This window comes from Azospirillum cavernae, from assembly GCF_003590795.1.
Taxonomy (GTDB): Bacteria; Pseudomonadota; Alphaproteobacteria; order Azospirillales; family Azospirillaceae; genus Azospirillum; species Azospirillum cavernae.
This window is the reverse complement of record NZ_QYUL01000002.1, coordinates 1,410,297-1,425,966: the sequence shown is the minus strand read 5'-3', so window position 1 is coordinate 1,425,966 and position 15,670 is coordinate 1,410,297. Positions and strand designations below refer to the sequence as shown.

The 15,670-nt window shown below is 65.7% G+C and carries 18 protein-coding genes and 4 tRNA genes; 8 read left to right on the top strand and 14 right to left on the bottom strand.

Annotated features, from left to right (window positions below; all coding sequences use genetic code 11):
- Positions 1-201: 201 nt before the first annotated feature.
- From rplL to D3877_RS18110, 10 genes are all read right to left on the bottom strand, one after another.
- The gene (gene rplL / locus D3877_RS18155; protein WP_119832083.1) at positions 202-576 is read right to left on the bottom strand and encodes a 50S ribosomal protein L7/L12; all 375 of its coding nucleotides are present in this window, start codon (positions 574-576) and stop codon (positions 202-204) included.
- A gap of 57 nt (positions 577-633) precedes the next feature.
- Positions 634-1,152: a 50S ribosomal protein L10 gene (rplJ, locus tag D3877_RS18150; protein ID WP_119832082.1), complete on the bottom strand. Its 519-nt coding sequence runs from the start codon at positions 1,150-1,152 to the stop codon at positions 634-636.
- 272 nt (positions 1,153-1,424) lie between these two features.
- Entirely contained in the window at positions 1,425-2,141 is a 717-nt protein-coding gene (gene rplA / locus D3877_RS18145; protein ID WP_119832081.1) for a 50S ribosomal protein L1, read from the bottom strand.
- A 4-nt stretch (positions 2,142-2,145) separates the two neighbouring features.
- Positions 2,146-2,580, bottom strand: a complete 435-nt coding sequence (gene rplK / locus D3877_RS18140; protein ID WP_119832080.1) for a 50S ribosomal protein L11 — start codon at positions 2,578-2,580, stop codon at positions 2,146-2,148.
- Between the two features lie 142 nt (positions 2,581-2,722).
- Positions 2,723-3,253 (bottom strand): transcription termination/antitermination protein NusG, encoded by a 531-nt coding sequence (gene nusG / locus D3877_RS18135; protein WP_119832079.1) that lies wholly within the window; start codon positions 3,251-3,253, stop codon positions 2,723-2,725.
- A gap of 4 nt (positions 3,254-3,257) precedes the next feature.
- On the bottom strand, positions 3,258-3,455 hold the full coding sequence (gene secE / locus D3877_RS18130) for a preprotein translocase subunit SecE (protein ID WP_014246876.1): 198 nt from the start codon (positions 3,453-3,455) through the stop codon (positions 3,258-3,260).
- A gap of 72 nt (positions 3,456-3,527) precedes the next feature.
- Positions 3,528-3,603: transfer RNA gene (locus D3877_RS18125), tRNA-Trp, on the bottom strand.
- Positions 3,604-3,781: 178 nt separating this feature from the next.
- On the bottom strand, positions 3,782-4,972 hold the full coding sequence (gene tuf / locus D3877_RS18120) for an elongation factor Tu (RefSeq protein WP_119832078.1): 1,191 nt from the start codon (positions 4,970-4,972) through the stop codon (positions 3,782-3,784).
- Positions 4,973-5,052: 80 nt separating this feature from the next.
- A tRNA-Gly gene (locus tag D3877_RS18115) sits at positions 5,053-5,126 on the bottom strand.
- Positions 5,127-5,190: 64 nt separating this feature from the next.
- Positions 5,191-5,276 (bottom strand) — tRNA-Tyr (locus D3877_RS18110).
- A gap of 155 nt (positions 5,277-5,431) precedes the next feature.
- Here D3877_RS18110 and rlmB point away from each other — a divergent pair.
- The 7 genes from rlmB (at position 5,432) to D3877_RS18075 (ending at position 12,155) form a co-directional block, all read left to right on the top strand.
- Entirely contained in the window at positions 5,432-6,253 is an 822-nt protein-coding gene (gene rlmB / locus D3877_RS18105; RefSeq protein WP_119832077.1) for a 23S rRNA (guanosine(2251)-2'-O)-methyltransferase RlmB, read from the top strand.
- A gap of 54 nt (positions 6,254-6,307) precedes the next feature.
- Positions 6,308-6,383, top strand: a tRNA-Thr gene (locus tag D3877_RS18100).
- Positions 6,384-6,860: 477 nt separating this feature from the next.
- Entirely contained in the window at positions 6,861-7,301 is a 441-nt protein-coding gene (locus D3877_RS18095) for a MarR family winged helix-turn-helix transcriptional regulator (RefSeq protein ID WP_119832076.1), read from the top strand.
- A 133-nt stretch (positions 7,302-7,434) separates the two neighbouring features.
- The gene (locus tag D3877_RS18090; protein ID WP_420796903.1) at positions 7,435-8,676 is read left to right on the top strand and encodes an ABC transporter substrate-binding protein; all 1,242 of its coding nucleotides are present in this window, start codon (positions 7,435-7,437) and stop codon (positions 8,674-8,676) included.
- Between the two features lie 148 nt (positions 8,677-8,824).
- The gene (locus D3877_RS18085) at positions 8,825-10,657 is read left to right on the top strand and encodes an ABC transporter permease (RefSeq protein WP_119832075.1); all 1,833 of its coding nucleotides are present in this window, start codon (positions 8,825-8,827) and stop codon (positions 10,655-10,657) included.
- Positions 10,654-11,397 carry an ABC transporter ATP-binding protein gene (locus D3877_RS18080; protein ID WP_119832074.1) on the top strand — a complete coding sequence of 248 codons (744 nt, stop codon included), beginning with the start codon at positions 10,654-10,656 and terminating at the stop codon, positions 11,395-11,397. Before D3877_RS18085 ends, D3877_RS18080 begins: the two co-directional genes overlap by 4 nt.
- A 44-nt stretch (positions 11,398-11,441) precedes the next feature.
- Positions 11,442-12,155, top strand: coding sequence for an ABC transporter ATP-binding protein (locus tag D3877_RS18075; protein WP_119832538.1), 714 nt, complete (start codon positions 11,442-11,444; stop codon positions 12,153-12,155).
- A gap of 21 nt (positions 12,156-12,176) precedes the next feature.
- Here D3877_RS18075 and D3877_RS18070 read toward each other — a convergent pair whose 3' ends face one another.
- From D3877_RS18070 to D3877_RS18060, 3 genes are all read right to left on the bottom strand, one after another.
- Positions 12,177-12,416 (bottom strand): hypothetical protein, encoded by a 240-nt coding sequence (locus tag D3877_RS18070; protein ID WP_119832537.1) that lies wholly within the window; start codon positions 12,414-12,416, stop codon positions 12,177-12,179.
- An 892-nt stretch (positions 12,417-13,308) separates the two neighbouring features.
- The gene (locus tag D3877_RS18065; protein ID WP_119832073.1) at positions 13,309-13,623 is read right to left on the bottom strand and encodes a hypothetical protein; all 315 of its coding nucleotides are present in this window, start codon (positions 13,621-13,623) and stop codon (positions 13,309-13,311) included.
- 68 nt (positions 13,624-13,691) lie between these two features.
- Positions 13,692-14,501, bottom strand: coding sequence for an SH3 domain-containing protein (locus D3877_RS18060; protein WP_147395227.1), 810 nt, complete (start codon positions 14,499-14,501; stop codon positions 13,692-13,694).
- A 130-nt stretch (positions 14,502-14,631) separates the two neighbouring features.
- Between D3877_RS18060 and D3877_RS18055 the strand changes: the two genes are divergently transcribed.
- Positions 14,632-14,904, top strand: a complete 273-nt coding sequence (locus D3877_RS18055) for a DUF3126 family protein (protein ID WP_238474951.1) — start codon at positions 14,632-14,634, stop codon at positions 14,902-14,904.
- A gap of 222 nt (positions 14,905-15,126) precedes the next feature.
- On the opposite strand, the gene D3877_RS18050 is transcribed toward D3877_RS18055, so the two are convergent.
- Positions 15,127-15,570 (bottom strand): hypothetical protein, encoded by a 444-nt coding sequence (locus D3877_RS18050; protein ID WP_199720834.1) that lies wholly within the window; start codon positions 15,568-15,570, stop codon positions 15,127-15,129.
- Positions 15,571-15,670: the final 100 nt, after the last annotated feature.

Here is a 15,670-nt window from a genome sequence, read left to right as displayed (position 1 = left end):
TCTGCTACGTGATGCGCTCAACCGACCGTTCAACCGACCGTACGGACGACCGCGCGGGCCGTCCCGAAAATTGGGACGGAAAGAGCCGGGCCGGGAAACCCCGGTCCGGTGAAAGGCAGAAAACGCCGTGCGGCGGCAAGCCCCCTGGGGGACTGGCCGCCGTCCGGCGCGGAACTGTATGATCCGTAACGCAACAAGGTCTTACTTAATATCGACCTTGGCGCCGGCGTCTTCAAGCTGCTTCTTGATCTTGGCGGCTTCGTCCTTCGTCGCGCCTTCCTTGACGGCCTTCGGAGCGCCTTCGACCAGGTCCTTGGCTTCCTTCAGACCCAGGCCGGTGATGGCGCGGACTTCCTTAATGACGTTGATCTTCTTCTCGCCGGCATCGGTGAGGATCACGTTGAACTCGGTCTGCTCTTCAACCGGGGCGGCGGCGGCGGCCGGACCAGCGGCGGCGACGGCCACCGGAGCGGCGGCGGAGACGCCCCACTTCTCTTCCAGCAGCTTCGACAGCTCGGCGGCTTCGAGGACGGTCAGGGCCGACAGATCGTCGACGAGCTTCTGCAGATCAGCCATGTTACTACTCCAACGACTTGATGTTCTGGGATGATAGAAATCGAGTGACTAAACGGCTCAGGCCGCCTCGTCCTTCTTCGCGTAGGCCGCAAGCACGCGAGCGACCTGGCCGCCCGGAGCTTGGAGAACGCCAGCGATGCGAGTCGCCGGGGTCTGGATCATGCCCACGAGTCGGCCACGCAGTTCGTCCAGCGACGGGAGCGCGGCGAGGGCCTTGACCCCCTCAGCGTCCAGAATCTGGCTGCCGAGGCTGGCGCCGACGATCTTGAGCTTCTCGTTGGTCTTGGCGTAGTCGGCGATAACCTTCGCCGCTGCAACCGGATCCTTCGAGAAGGCGATCGCCGTCGGTCCCTTGAAGAGACCGTCCAGACCTTCGAACTGCGTACCCTGAAGGGCGCGACGGGCGAGCCGGTTCTTCGTCACTTTGAAGCCGGCGCCAGCGGCCCGAACCTTCGCACGCAGGTCGGTGACTTCTTTCACCGTCAGGCCCAGATGGTGGGCGACCACCACGAGACCCTTGTCCTGGAGCTTCGATTGCAGGTCCGCGATCGCCGCTTCTTTTTGTGTACGATCCACGGATCGCCTCCTTGCACAGAGGTGTACATGGAGCCGAAACCCTTGAGGGGCTTAAGCTCCGGCGAACCTGTCCCAGAAGTTCAAGCCGTTCCTGCCCTGGTTCGCACCAGAATGGTCAACGGTTCAACTCCCGTCTGCGCCGGTGAATTTTAAGCCATCGCGCCGAAGCGCTCTGGCACCTGCGGTCTCGGACAGGGGCGGCGATCAACCCGAAGGCCGATCACCAATCGTCGTCAGCCCCACGGTGGAGGCTGACGACAAAAGAGAGAAACTTACGCCGAGGCGCCGTTGACCGGAGTCGAGACGGCGGCCAGATCGACCTTCAGACCGGGGCCCATGGTCGAGGACAGCGAGACCTTCTCGATGTACTGACCCTTGGCGCCGGTCGGCTTGGCGCGACCAATGGCGTCGATGAACGCGCGGATGTTCTGGACCAGCGCCTCTTCCGAGAAGCTCGCCTTGCCAACGCCCGCGTGAACGATGCCGGTCTTTTCCGCACGGAACTCCACGGCGCCAGCCTTGGCGGCCTTGACCGCGCCAGCGACGTCGGGAGTCACGGTGCCGAGCTTCGGGTTGGGCATCAGGCCGCGCGGGCCGAGCACCTTGCCGAGCTTGCCGACGACGCCCATCATGTCCGGGGACGCGATGCAGCGGTCGAAATCGATCTTGCCGCCCAAAATGGCTTCGGCCAGATCGTCGCCGCCGACCACGTCGGCGCCGGCGGCCAGAGCCTCGTCCACCTTCGCGCCACGGGCGAAGACGGCGACGCGCACGGTCTTGCCGGTGCCGTTCGGCAGGTTCACCACGCCACGGACCATCTGGTCGGCGTGGCGCGGATCAATGCCGAGGTTCATGGCGACTTCGATGGTCTCGTCGAACTTGGTCTTCGACAACGACTTCAGCAGCGCGACGGCGGCTTCGAGGTTGTAGAAGGAGTCGCGATTGACGTTCTTGTAGGCGTCGGTCAGACGCTTGCCGAGCTTGGCCATCGGATCAGCCCTCCACCACTTCGAGGCCCATCGAGCGGGCGGAACCGGCGATCATGGTCGCGGCGGCTTCGACGTCGTGCGCGTTCAGATCGACCATCTTCTTCTGGGCGATCTCACGGACCTGCGAGGTCGTGACCGAGCCGACGAAACCGCCCTTGCCGGGGGTCGTCGAACCCTTGTCCTTGCCCGACGCCTTCTTGAGGAAGTAGCTGACGGGGGGAGTCTTGGTCACGAACGTGAAGGTGCGGTCGCCGAAGGCGGTGATGACCACGGGAATCGGCATGCCGACTTCCAGGTCCGCCGTCTTGGCGTTGAACGCCTTGCAGAATTCCATGATGTTCAGGCCGCGCTGACCCAGCGCCGGACCGATGGGGGGCGACGGATTCGCCTTGCCGGCCGGGACCTGCAATTTGATGTAACCGACGATCTTCTTCGCCATGTGACAACCTCCTAAAACGACGCCTCGCGAAACGGCTTGGCGTCGCGGGGTTTTGCGGTGCGGCTATGGCGGGCCTTCCGCAACAGAATGGAGCCACCGATGCGACAGCATCGGCAGCTCCGGGAAAGACAGAGGTTTACACTCAGACCTTTTCGACCTGCGTGTACTCCAACTCGACCGGCGTGGACCGACCGAAGATCGACACCGCCACCTTGAGACGGGACTTCTCTTCGTCGACTTCCTCAACCGTGCCGTTGAAGGAGGTGAAGGGACCGTCGCTCACGCGAACCTGCTCGCCCACCTCGAAGGTGATCGACGGTTTCGGGCGCTCAAAGCCTTCCTGCACCTGATGAATGATTCGCTCGGCTTCCCGCTGGGAAATCGGCTGCGGCTTGCCGCCACCGCCCAGGAAATCCGTGACCTTCGGCGTGTTCTTCACCAGCGACCAGGATTCATCGGTCAAGTCCATCTTGACCAGAACATAGCCCGGGAAGAACTTCCGCTCGGTGTTGATTTTGGCGCCACGGCGCACTTCGACGATTTCCTCGGTCGGAACCAGGATTTCCTCGAACTTGTCTTCCAGACCCTTTTGAGCGGCCTTCTCGCGGATCGCCTGCGAGACCTTCTTCTCAAAGCCGGAATAGACGTGAACAACGTACCAGCGCGCAGCCATACTCTTAGCCTCCCAGCCCAAGGATCAAGCGGACGGCAACCGCCAGCACCTGATCGACGACGAGGAAGAACAGGGCGGCGAGCACCACCATGACGAAGACCATGGCGGTCGTTATGCCGGTCTCCTTGCGGGTCGGCCAGGTGACTCTGGCAACCTCGCGGCGGACCTCGCGCGCAAATTCAGCGGGATTGACTTTAGCCATCATGCGAACCGTGCGAGCTCCGGTAGCGACAGTATGGGCGCCGCATCTACCCTAAACACAATCGAGACGGGATGGCAGGAGTGGAGGGGCTCGAACCCGCAACCCCCGGTTTTGGAGACCGGTGCTCTACCAATTGAGCTACACTCCTAGCGCCGTCCGACCTTGCTCCCCAAGAAGAGCGAGGCTTTGTACCGGAAGCGTCACCAACCTGACCTGCCTTGAAAACCAACCCCCGCCGGGCTTCCGTCCGACGGGGGAGGCAGGCTTATACCATCGCCCAAAGATCGATGCAACCATCATCTTTGGGCGATGAACCCCAAACAGACTTACTTGCTGATCGACGCGACGACGCCGGCGCCGACGGTGCGGCCACCCTCGCGGATGGCGAAGCGCAGACCTTCGTCCATGGCGATCGGGGCGATCAGCTCGACGTCCATGGCGACGTTGTCGCCCGGCATCACCATCTCCACGCCTTCCGGCAGCGAGACCATGCCCGTCACGTCGGTCGTGCGGAAATAGAACTGCGGACGGTAGTTGGTGAAGAACGGCGTGTGACGACCGCCCTCTTCCTTCGTCAGGATGTAGGCTTCGGCCTTGAACTTCGTGTGCGGGGTGATCGAACCCGGCTTGGCCAGAACCTGGCCACGCTCGACGTCTTCACGCTTCGTGCCACGCAGCAGCGCGCCGATGTTGTCGCCCGCTTGCCCGGAGTCGAGCAGCTTGCGGAACATTTCAACGCCGGTCACGGTCGTCTTCACCGTGGCCTTCAGGCCGACGATCTCGACTTCCTCGCCGACCTTGACGATGCCGCGCTCGACGCGACCCGTCACCACCGTGCCACGACCCGAGATCGAGAACACGTCTTCGATCGGCATCAGGAACGGACGGTCAACCGGACGCTCCGGCTGCGGGATGTACTCGTCAACCGTCTTCATCAGAGCGATGACGGCGTCGTGACCGATCTCCGGCGAGCGGTTTTCCAGCGCGCACAGCGCCGAACCCTTGGTGATCGGAATGTCGTCGCCCGGGAACTGGTAGGACGAGAGCAGCTCGCGCACTTCCAGCTCGACCAGCTCCAGCAACTCTTCGTCGTCGACCATGTCGACCTTGTTCATGAACACGACCAGCGCCGGGACGCCGACCTGACGGGCGAGCAGGATGTGCTCGCGGGTCTGCGGCATCGGGCCGTCAGCCGCCGACACGACCAGGATCGCACCGTCCATCTGCGCCGCGCCGGTGATCATGTTCTTCACATAATCGGCGTGGCCGGGGCAATCGACGTGCGCGTAGTGGCGGTTGGCCGTCTCATACTCGACGTGCGCCGTCGAGATCGTGATGCCGCGCGCCTTCTCTTCCGGCGCCTTGTCGATCTGGTCGTAAGCGGTGAAGGTCGCGCCGCCGGATTCCGCCAGCACCTTCGTGATCGCCGCCGTCAGCGACGTCTTGCCGTGGTCGACGTGGCCGATCGTGCCAACGTTGCAGTGCGGCTTGTTCCGCTCAAACTTTGCCTTCGCCATCGCTTTGGTCTTTCGTTCCCGACGTTCCGGACGCACACAATGGCCCGGCCGAGATCGTTCGTACCGAGGCGCGCGCGGGTTGGAGCGGGTGAGGGGAATCGAACCCCCGTCGTAAGCTTGGAAGGCTTCTGCTCTACCATTGAGCTACACCCGCCTCGCCATCCCGCCGGCGCGACCGTCCGGGGCAACACGATCACGGACAAGCCGTGGAAAGTAAATGGTGGAAGGGACTGGATTTGAACCAGTGTACGCTTACGCGGGCAGATTTACAGTCTGCTGCCTTTAACCACTCGGCCACCCTTCCGTTCCGCTCCAGGCTGCGCCCGTCGCGGAGTTCGGCACTATCGCGATTTTTCGCCCCTTGTCAACAAACAAAAAGGGGTTCACACCAGAAAAAATGAAACGGCCCTTTTCCGCGCCGCCGCCGCCACCACGCCCCTGCCCTCGCCTGTGAGACCCATGACGCGCTCGAAACCCTCTTCCTCCACCCAGACCTCCGGCCGCCCTACGGGGAAATCCTCGGGCGCTCCGCGCGGGGCGCAGGGCGTTCTGCTCTATGGCCTGCACCCGGTCGCCGCCGCCTGGGCGAACCCGGAACGGCGCGTCCATCGCCTGCTCGCCACCGAGGCTGGACGCGCGTCGCTGGAGGGAACGATCAACGCGGCGCGAACGGCGGGACTGACCCGCCCCGGCCTGACCTTGGTCGAAAAAACCGACCTTGACCGCATGTTGCCGCCGGGCGCCGTGCACCAGGGCGTCGCCATCGACGCCGCCCCGCTGCCGGAGTTGGACATCGACGATCTGTGCAACGAGTTGGCCGACCAGCCCCAGGCGGTCATCGTCGTGCTGGATCAAGTCACCGACCCGCACAATGTCGGGGCCATCCTGCGTTCGGCGTCGGCCTTCGGCGCCAAGGCCGTGGTGGTGACGGAGCGTCACGCCCCGGAAACCACGGGCGTGCTGGCGAAAAGCGCGTCGGGCGCGCTGGAGTCCGTGCCGCTGATTCGCGTCGGCAACCTCGCCCGCGCCCTGACCGATCTTCAGCAGGCAGGCTTCTGGAGCGTCGGCTTGGCCGAGTCGGGCAAGCAGACCCTGGCCCAGCTCAACCTGACCGGCAAGACCGCTCTGGTGATGGGCGCCGAGGGCAGCGGGCTGCGTCGTTTGACCATGGAACGCTGCGACACCATCGCCCGCCTGCCCACCATGGGGCCGATCGGCAGCCTGAACGTGTCGAACGCCACGGCGGTCGCGCTGTACGAGGTGGCGCGTTTGCGCTCGTAACGCTTGTTCCCGGCGCGACGGGGCGCTAATGTGCGCCTCCGCCCCGCTGCGGACGCCGGATTAGCTCAGCTGGTAGAGCAGCTGATTTGTAATCAGAAGGTCACGGGTTCGATTCCTGTATCCGGCACCAGTTTTCCGATGGAACCGCCATCGTTCCAGCAAGCCCCGCGCGATTTCGCTGGGGCTTTCGCATGTCCGGGCGCCATTGCCGCCACGGCGCCTTTGCGACGTCGCCCGTCCTTCGCTCCGACCAAGGCACCATACCAGCGTACGCTATGGCGAAAAGCATAGGGTCCGCCAAAGGGCCAGAGTCTCGCAATCGCGGCACAAAGACTGCGGACTATTCAATCAGGATTCCCCCTTATTTTGCGCCGATTTTTCTGTGATCGGCTTCAAAAATGGCGTCATCACTGTGGCCCTATGCCGCATCTGCGAAGGTTGCCTCAGCTCCATTGCTTTCCTACGCTGTTCTCTAATGGAGCGCACTGAAGGACGGACAAGGCGCGAGTCAACGCGCCGCCGTTTTTCGCCGCCGGGCGGCGTGTTCCGGTCCCGCCTTGCCTTCGTCCCGGCGCGAAGGCGGACGCGCTTTGCTTCTCGTGTGCTCATGGACGACATTGGCCGACCGCCGCCCGACGACTTTCAATTGGCCGTTCAGGTGCATCATCGCCTTCGCCGCGCCCATCAGCGCGCGTCGGCCATCTTCCTCGACAGCATTGGCGACACGCAGTTGACGCCGACCCAGTGGGCCGCTTTGGCCACGCTGCACAGCGAAGGCGCCCTGTCGCAGAACCAGTTGGGCCGCCTGACCTACATGGACCCGGCGACGACGCAGGGCGTCATCCTGCGGCTGGTCGAGCGCAATCTGGTGGAACGCAACCCCGACCCGCAGGACCGCCGCCGCACGAGCGTTGAGCTGACGCGAATCGGTCGGTCCCTGGTGGTTGAGCGGATGCACAACGCCATGGTCGCCCACGACCGCACGCTGGAACCGCTGTCGCCGGACGAGCGCGCGCAGTTCCTGGATTTGCTTCAGCGGTTGATGTGACGGCGGGGCGCGCGTTCTAAGCGGTGACTTTTGCGCCGGGTTTGCTATGAACGCAGGGCGCGCGGTTGACCCGGACTTGTTCTGGGGCCGACCACCGTTCGCTCACCGTCACCCCAAGCCGGGACGCCCGCCGATGATGAACCGCCGCCAGACCCTTTCGCTGCTGGGCGCCAGCGCCGTCGCGCTGTTCGCCGCCCTTCCGATCAGAAGCCAACCGGCCTTCGCGCAATCGGCCCCCCAATCCCCCCCGGTGCGAGTCGGCGAGATCAACAGCTACACCGGCCTTCCCGCCTTCACAATTCCCTACCGCCAGGGCTGGCAGCTCGCCGTCGAGGAGATCAACGCCAAGGGCGGTCTGCTCGGCGGGCGCAAGCTGGAGGTCGTCTCGCGCGACGACGCGGGCAAGCCCGACGACGCCGTTCGGGTGGCGCAAGAGCTGCTGAGCAACGAGAAGGTCGATCTGCTGGCCGGGACCTATTTCTCGCACATCGGGCTGGCCGTCGCCGATTTCGCCGCGCGCAACAAAATCCCCTTCGTCGCCGCCGAGCCGCTGACCGACGCCATCACCTGGAGCAAGGGCAACCGCTACAGCTTCCGTCTGCGCCCCAGCACCTACATGCAGGCCGCCATGCTGGTGGAGGAGGCGGCGAAGCTGCCCGCCAAGCGCTGGGCCACCGTCGCGCCGAATTACGAATATGGCCAGTCGGCGGTGACGTGGTTCAAGCAGTTGCTGAAGGAAAAACGCCCCGACGTCGAGTTCGTCGCCGAACAATGGCCCGCCCAAGGCAAGCTGGAGGCCGGACCGACCGTTCAGGCGCTGGCCGCCTCCAACCCGGAGGCGATCTTCAACGTCACCTTCGGCGCCGACCTCGCCAAATTCGTCCGCGAGGGCGAAGGGCGCGGGCTGTTCAAGAACCGCGCGGTCGTCAGCCTGCTGACCGGCGAGCCGGAATATCTGGAGCCGATGAAGGACGAGGCGCCGGAGGGGTGGATCGTCACCGGCTACCCCTGGGACCAGATCGACACGCCCGAACACAAGGCCTTCCGCGACGCTTACAGCGCGCGTTTCAAGGAAGCGCCGCGCCAGGGTTCGGTCGTCGGCTACAGCACGCTCAAGGCCATCGCCGCCGCCGTGGACAAGGCCGGTTCGACCGACCCGGAAAAGCTGGTGGCGGCGCTGAGCGGCCTGTCCATCGTCAGCCCCTTCGGCCCCATCACCTTCCGCGCGTCGGACCATCAGGCGACGATGGGCGCCTATGTCGGGGTGACGACGGTGAAGGACGGGCGCGGCACGATGAAAAACTGGCGCTACGCCGACGGCGCGGCCTATCTGCCAAGCGACGAAGCCGTGCGGGCGCTGCGCCCGGCGGAATAAGGGCGCGCGCCACCGGCCCCCTCCCCAGCCCTCCCCCGCTGCGCGGGAGAGGGGGCCTTTCCGAACAGCGGCGTCCATCCCCTCTCCCGCGACGCGGGGGAGGGTTAGGGAGGGGGCGCCGCAAACACCGCAAGCCCCCACACGACCCATGTCATTCCTGCTCGTCCAGTCCCTCAGCGGACTCGCCACGGCGGCCACGTTGTTTTTGGTGTCGTCGGGGCTGACCATCGTTTTTGGCGTCACCCGGATCGTCAATTTCGCCCATGGCTCGCTCTACATGCTGGGGGCTTATCTCGGCTGGTCGTTGATCGAGCGGTTCGGCGGGACCGTCGGCGGTTTCTGGGCCAGCGTCGCGGCGGCGGCGCTGGGCGCCGGGGCGTTGGGGGCGGTGATGGAGGTCGGCTTGCTGCGGCGGCTGTACCGCTCGCCCGAGCTGTTCCAACTGCTGGGCACCTTCGGCGTGGTGCTGATTCTGCAGGACGCCGTCGCCTGGATCTGGGGGCCGGAGGATCTGATGGGCCGCCGCGCGCCGGGGCTGAAGGGATCGGTGGAGATCCTCGGCCAGCCCTTCCCGCTCTATGATCTGATGCTGATCGGGTTGGGGCCGCTGGTGCTGGCGCTGCTGTGGCTGCTGTTCACCCGCACCCGCTGGGGCGTGCTGGTCCGCGCCGCCACGCAGGACCGCGACATGGCGTCGGCGTTGGGCGTCGATCCGGCGCGGCTGTTCACCGGCGTGTTGTTTCTCGGATCGGCGCTGGCCGGGTTGGGCGGCGCGCTGCAAGTCCCGCGCGAGGCGGTGAATCTTCACATGGACATGGCCATCATCGTCGAGGCCTTCGTCGTCGTCGTCGTGGGCGGCATGGGCAGCCTGACCGGGGCCTTCCTCGCCGCGCTGTTGATCGGCCAGTTGCAGGCCTTTGGCATTCTGGTGTTTCCGCAAATCACCCTGGTTCTGGTGTTCCTGTTCATGGCGGTGGTGTTGATCCTGCGCCCGCACGGGCTGTTGGGCCGGGCGGAGGACGCGCCGCCCAGCGCCGCCGCCGCGCACGCCCCGCCGATGGTCGCCGGGCGCGGAGTCGGCTGGGCCGCGCTGGGGCTGCTCGCCCTGTTGGCGGCGCTGCCGCTGGTCGCCGGGGATTACGCCGTCATCCTGCTGACCGAAACGGTGATCCTCGCCCTGTTCGCCGCCAGCCTGCATCTGTTGATCGGGTTGGGCGGGCTGGTGTCCTTCGGCCACGCCGCCTATTTCGGCCTGGGCGCCTATGGCGCGGCGCTGTTCGTCAAGCATCTGGGCGCGCCGATGCCGCTGGCGCTGGCCGCCGCGCCGCTGGTCGCCGGGTTGGGCGCGTTGGCGGCGGGCTGGTTCTGCGTGCGGCGGTCGGGCCTGTATTTCGCCATGCTGACCTTGGCCTTCGCGCAAATCGCCTGGTCGGTCGCCTTCCAATGGTCGGGCTTCACCGGCGGCGACAACGGCGTTTTGGGGGTGTGGCCGTCCGGCTGGGCCAGCGGCAAGGCCGTCTATTACTGGCTGACGCTGGGTCTGTGCGCGGGCGCGCTGGGGCTGCTGCGCCGCGCCGCCTTCGCCCCCTTCGGCTACGCCCTGCGGGCCGGGCGGGATTCCAGTTTGCGCGCCGAGTCGGTGGGCATCGACGTGCGGCGCCATCAATGGTTCGCCTTCGCCCTGGCCGGATCGGCGGCGGGGCTGGCCGGGGGCTTGTACGCCTTCGCCAAGGGCAGCGTCTTCCCCACCCTGATGGCGGTTCCAGCGTCGGTGGACGCGCTGGTCATGGTGCTGATGGGCGGGGTGCAGACGGTCAGCGGACCGCTGGCCGGGGCCGCGCTGTTCCATCTGCTGGAAACCCAGGTGATGCGGGCGACCGATTGGTGGCGGCTGCTGCTGGGGCTGGTCATCGTCGCGCTGGTGCTGCTGTTCCCCAAGGGGATTGTCGGCTTCCTCGCCGGGCTGCGGGGGCGGTCATGAGTCGGCTGGAGGTTCGCGATCTGTGGCGCGGCTTTGGCGGCGTGCAGGCGGTGCGCGGCGTGTCCTTCACGCTGGAGTCGGGCGACCTGCTGGCGCTGATTGGGCCGAACGGCGCCGGGAAAAGCACCTGCTTCAATCTGCTGAACGGCCAGCTTCGCCCCGATCAGGGCAGCGTCCGGCTGGACGGAATCGATCTGGTCGGGCTGCCGCCGCGCCGGATTTGGGCGCTGGGCGTCGGACGGACCTTTCAGATCACCGCGACCTTCGCCTCGATGAGCGTGGCGGAGAATGTGCAGATGGTTCTGCTGTCGCGCGCCCGCCGCTTGTTCGGCCTGTGGCGACCGGCGGCCCGCCAGTTCCGCGCGGAGGCGCTGGCCCTGCTCGACCGCGTCGGCATGGCGGCGCAGGCCGACCGCCCTTGCGGCGTGCTGGCCTATGGCGACCTGAAGCGGGTCGAACTGGCGATGGCGCTGGCCAGCGATCCAAAGATTCTGTTGATGGACGAGCCGACCGCCGGAATGGCCCCGACCGAACGGCTGGAGCTGATGGCCTTGACCGCCGCCCTGGTGCGCGAACGCGGGTTGGCCGTGCTGTTCACCGAGCATGACATGGACGTGGTGTTCGGCCACGCCACCCGCCTGCTGGTGCTGGATCGCGGCCAACTCATCGCCGAAGGGCCGCCGGACGCGGTGCGCGCCGACCCCCGCGTCCAGTCCGTCTATCTGGGAGGCGAGCCGTGACCACGCAAACCCTGGCCCCGCAAACCGCAACCGCACAAGCCGGATTGCCCGAACCGCTGTTGCGCGCCGAGTCGCTGCAAGCCTGGTATGGCCGCGCCCACATTCTGACCGGCGTTGATCTGACGGTCGGGCGGGGCGAGGTGGTGGCGCTGATGGGCCGCAACGGCGCGGGCAAAACCACGACGCTGAAAGCGATCATGGGGCTGATCGAGGCGCGATCCGGGCGGGTGACGCTGGACGGACGGCCCATCGACCGGCTGCCGCCCCACCGCATCGCCCGGTTGGGCGTCGGCTATGTCCCGGAAGACCGCCGGATCTTCGCCGATCTGACGGTGGAGGAGAATTTGGAAGTCGGGCGCCAGCCGCCGCGCCCCGGCGCGCCGGTGTGGACGCCGGAAAAACTGTTCGACCTGTTCCCCAATCTGGCGGCGCTGCGCGGGCGGCGCGGCACGCGGATGAGCGGCGGCGAACAGCAGATGCTGACCTTGGCCCGCACGCTGATGGGCAACCCGTTCCTGCTGCTGCTTGACGAACCGTCGGAGGGGCTGGCCCCCTTGATCGTCCGCCAGATGGCCGAGGCGGTGCTCCGTCTGAAGGCCGAAGGCTTGTCGGTTCTGGTGTCGGAGCAGAATGTCGGCTTCGCGGCGGCGGTGGCCGACCGGGCGAGCGTCATTGAAAAGGGACAAGTGCGCTGGTCTGGCCCGATGGCCGATCTGATGGCCGACGAGTCGGTGCGGCGGGCCTATCTGGCTTTGTAAGGATTTTTGGACGGCACGCGCTCAGGCGAACATGTCCAGCAGACGCTTGGTGTTCTCCTGCGTCGCCTCGAACACTTTGGCGTTGGCGGCGAAATCGACCTGGGCCGAGGAAATGCTCAGCACCACCGCCGGGTCGAGGTTGCCCGCCGCCAACTGTTCCGCTCCGTCATTCACCCGCGCCTGCGCGTCCTGCAAACCGCTGAGCGCGGTCGCCTGCGGCTGAACGAGCGAGGGCGACGAGGTGGCGGAACCGATGTCCATGGCCATGGCCTTCAAAACGCGGGAACGACCCAAGCCTAACGCCGCAGGGGTAAAGCCTTGATGAACGTCGGCTCAACACTCATCGCACAAAAAAGCGGCAAAAAAGAAAATCACCCTGCAATCTGTTGCTCGTTGGCAACAGATTTCCATCAAACACCGCAGCAACGCCTCAGATGACCTGAAGGGCTTGCGGGAAATCCTGATTTTGTTATTTTTGCAGTGCAGCAAGCGATTGCTGCTTCGCCCTTCTTGGGCGTTTCCTCCCTAAACTCAAGGCCGCTGTCTCAGCGGCCTTTTTTCTGCCAGAAAACCAGGGGGTTGGGCAACCCCTAACAAAAGTCATAGGGACTGCGCACGGATCCGTGTCCGTCCTGCTCGGAAGACGAATCCTGTCAGACCGCTTTGCAGGCTTGTGATCGGCGGTGGCGACAAAACGTTCGCCAAACAATTCGCGACCTCTTCATATCTTTGATTATCCATGATATTTCCCCGCTTCCCCGATGCGCCCGTCCAATCGATTCCGCGCAAGCCGTCTGACGACTGACGAGCGTTTGACGGACCGGGTGAGCGATCCGGCGACGAGTCGGGTGTAAAAAATTTTGCGCAAATGGCCGCAGCCTTATGGAACCCCTGCCCCCCGCGCTCAAACTGTCGTATAGAGGCCATCAAACACCGATCATCCCCCCTAGCGATCAGCGGGAGCGTCTCATGGACATCGCAATCATGGTTCTGGCCGTCCTGTTCTTCTTCTGGCAGACCGTTTCCGAGTGATCGGGCGGGCGGCGTTCCGCCCTCTCCATCCCACGCGACGCAAAAAGGGCGGCCCCGATCATCGGAGTCGCCCTTTTTGCGTGTTGGCCTTGCCCTGCGTCCGGAACCGCTGGCGATCCGCTCACTCGGCGGCGGCGGATGGTTCCAGCCGCGCCTGCGTGGCGGCGATCAATTGCAGCGTTTCCATGATCGATCCGATGGCCTCGTGCAGATCGGCCTGCTCGGTTGAACCGGACAGGCTGAACAGCACGCTTTCCAACTCGACCGCCGCGTCTTGCAGACTGGCGCAGGCTTGCTCCAGATGACGCCCGGTCGCCGGACGATTTGCAAAATGCGAACGTGTCGCGTTTTTTCCGCCGCGAATCGCGTTTCGGTTTGCAAAATGCAAAACCGCTTCGGCTCCAACGCCGCGCATCCCCAGTTTCTTCCGCATCATGGGCTTACCCCCGCTTGCTCTGACCAATGGCGTAGCAAATTCCACGCCAAAAGTAGGGGGTTCACGGGTCAGTCCGCCAACCGAACGCCAGCCTGCCAGCGGCCAGCGTGGTCGCCGCCATCGGGACGATGATAAACACCCAAGCCATCCGGCTGCCCATCACGGAATTGCCCGGCAAAGAGACCGCCATCAGGAAAGCTCATGACCCCCAGCCCCGCCATCAGATCCGCCGTCCATTCCCCTTCATAGAGGGAGCCGCCGACAAAGCGGTACACGCCTAAGCCATGACGCTGGGGACGCGCCAACCCCGCCGCCAACCAAGATCCCTCGTAACGGTCGCCGTTGGGAAACTCATAGCCCCAAAAGGCGCTGTCTCCCCCGGCGCGCGCGCGATCCGCCGCCTGCCGGGCCTCCGCCGCCGCCAAAACCGCGCGCTGCCGCATCGTCTCGGCCTCGTTGGTCGCAGCGTTGGCCTCACTGTTGGTCGGCGCCGACGCCCCAGACGCCGACGGCTGCTCCGCGCTCATGACCGGGGCCGTTTCGATCACGCCACGCTCCTTGGCGGCCACCGGCGGCGGCGGTTCGCCCCAACGATCCGACAGGGTTCCAGCGGTGACGTAGCCGACCCGACCCGCCGCGTCGCGGATCTTCACCCAACTCCCGGCGCCCGGCGCCGCCAGCACCGTGACCGCCGCCCCCGGCGCCAACGCCGCCACCCCATGGGCGCCAACCGCTGGACGCTCAAAGATCATGCCGGGACGCACCACCGTGTAAGCGCCGGGCGGCAAGGCCGATTTTTCCGCCGCCAGCGCCACCCCGTCAAACAGGCCCACGCCCAACCAAGCGACCAGCGCCAGACGCCGCAGCATCGCCCTCATCCGCCCCATCCCGTGGTCCCTCGCTCTCGGCGCCCAAGGATTGCGCCGCCTTGCGTCATGTTGCGCTTTTCCTTTGCGGAAAAGCCGCCTATATGACGCGCTTTCCGATTCGCTCAAAGGAACCCCTCTCATGCCGCCCGCAAAGCCGACCGTCGCCAAGATGACCGACACCGAAGTCGCCCGTGTGCAGGCCTATCTGCGCAAGACGCTTCGGCAAGCGCCAAATCGTGATCGAGCCGCCGGCCAAGGCCGGGTCAGTCGGTCCGAAGGTCTCCATCGACGGCCGAGTTCATCGGCACGCCTGCACCGCGACGTGGACGAGGGCGAGGTCTCTTACGATCTGGCACCTGTCGATCGCTGGAAGAAGACCTGCCGGAAACTGCCGACGATTCCGCGCCGCTGATCCAAACGGCCCGCCGGCGGCCGGGTGTTTCGCCCCGTCCCCGCTGGGGACGTCCGCGGCGAAGGATCGGCTTATTGCGCTGCAGCGCGCGCAATTCCGCCGACAGGCGGCCGCCAGCAGCGATTCCGGACGACAGGCTTAAGCCCCGCACCAGAACGATGCCCCGCCGCCCCCGCGCCGGTGGGCATGAACCAGCGAACCGTGGCGGCTGGCCGCTCGCCTTCATGGCGCCTTGACCGCGCTCGTTTGGCGATTCACCTGACCGCTCGCCAGCCCAGTTCGGCTTGTGGCCATAGGCGTGCTCCGGCTCGATCCAGGCGAAAAAAACAGCGGGCGCCCGCCGACGAGCGGGTACAGCGCCAGATCGCGAATCACCTCGTGTGGATAGATGCGGCTGCCATCGACCGTCAGACCGGCGGGCGTCACCCCCAACCGCACGGCGCGCCGCCGCACCGTTTCCGTCAGCATCACCACCCACAGCAGCAACACCGGCACGGCGCAGAACACCGCCAGCCATTGCAGCATCGTGGCGATGTAATCGGGGGCCAACCCGGCCCCGGCGATGAAGCCAATCGCCAACAAGCCCGCCATCAACAGATAGCGCGTGCGGATGCGCGGGCTGACCGCCGGGGTGGCGACGAACACCGCGCCCGTGGCGCTGTCCACGCGCGTGATTTCCAAAGGTTGGGCGGTTGGCTGCATGGGCGCGACTCTGCGGGCGCGCGGGCGCGCCGTCCAGAGTTTTTCGCCGTCCGGTCGCATCGCC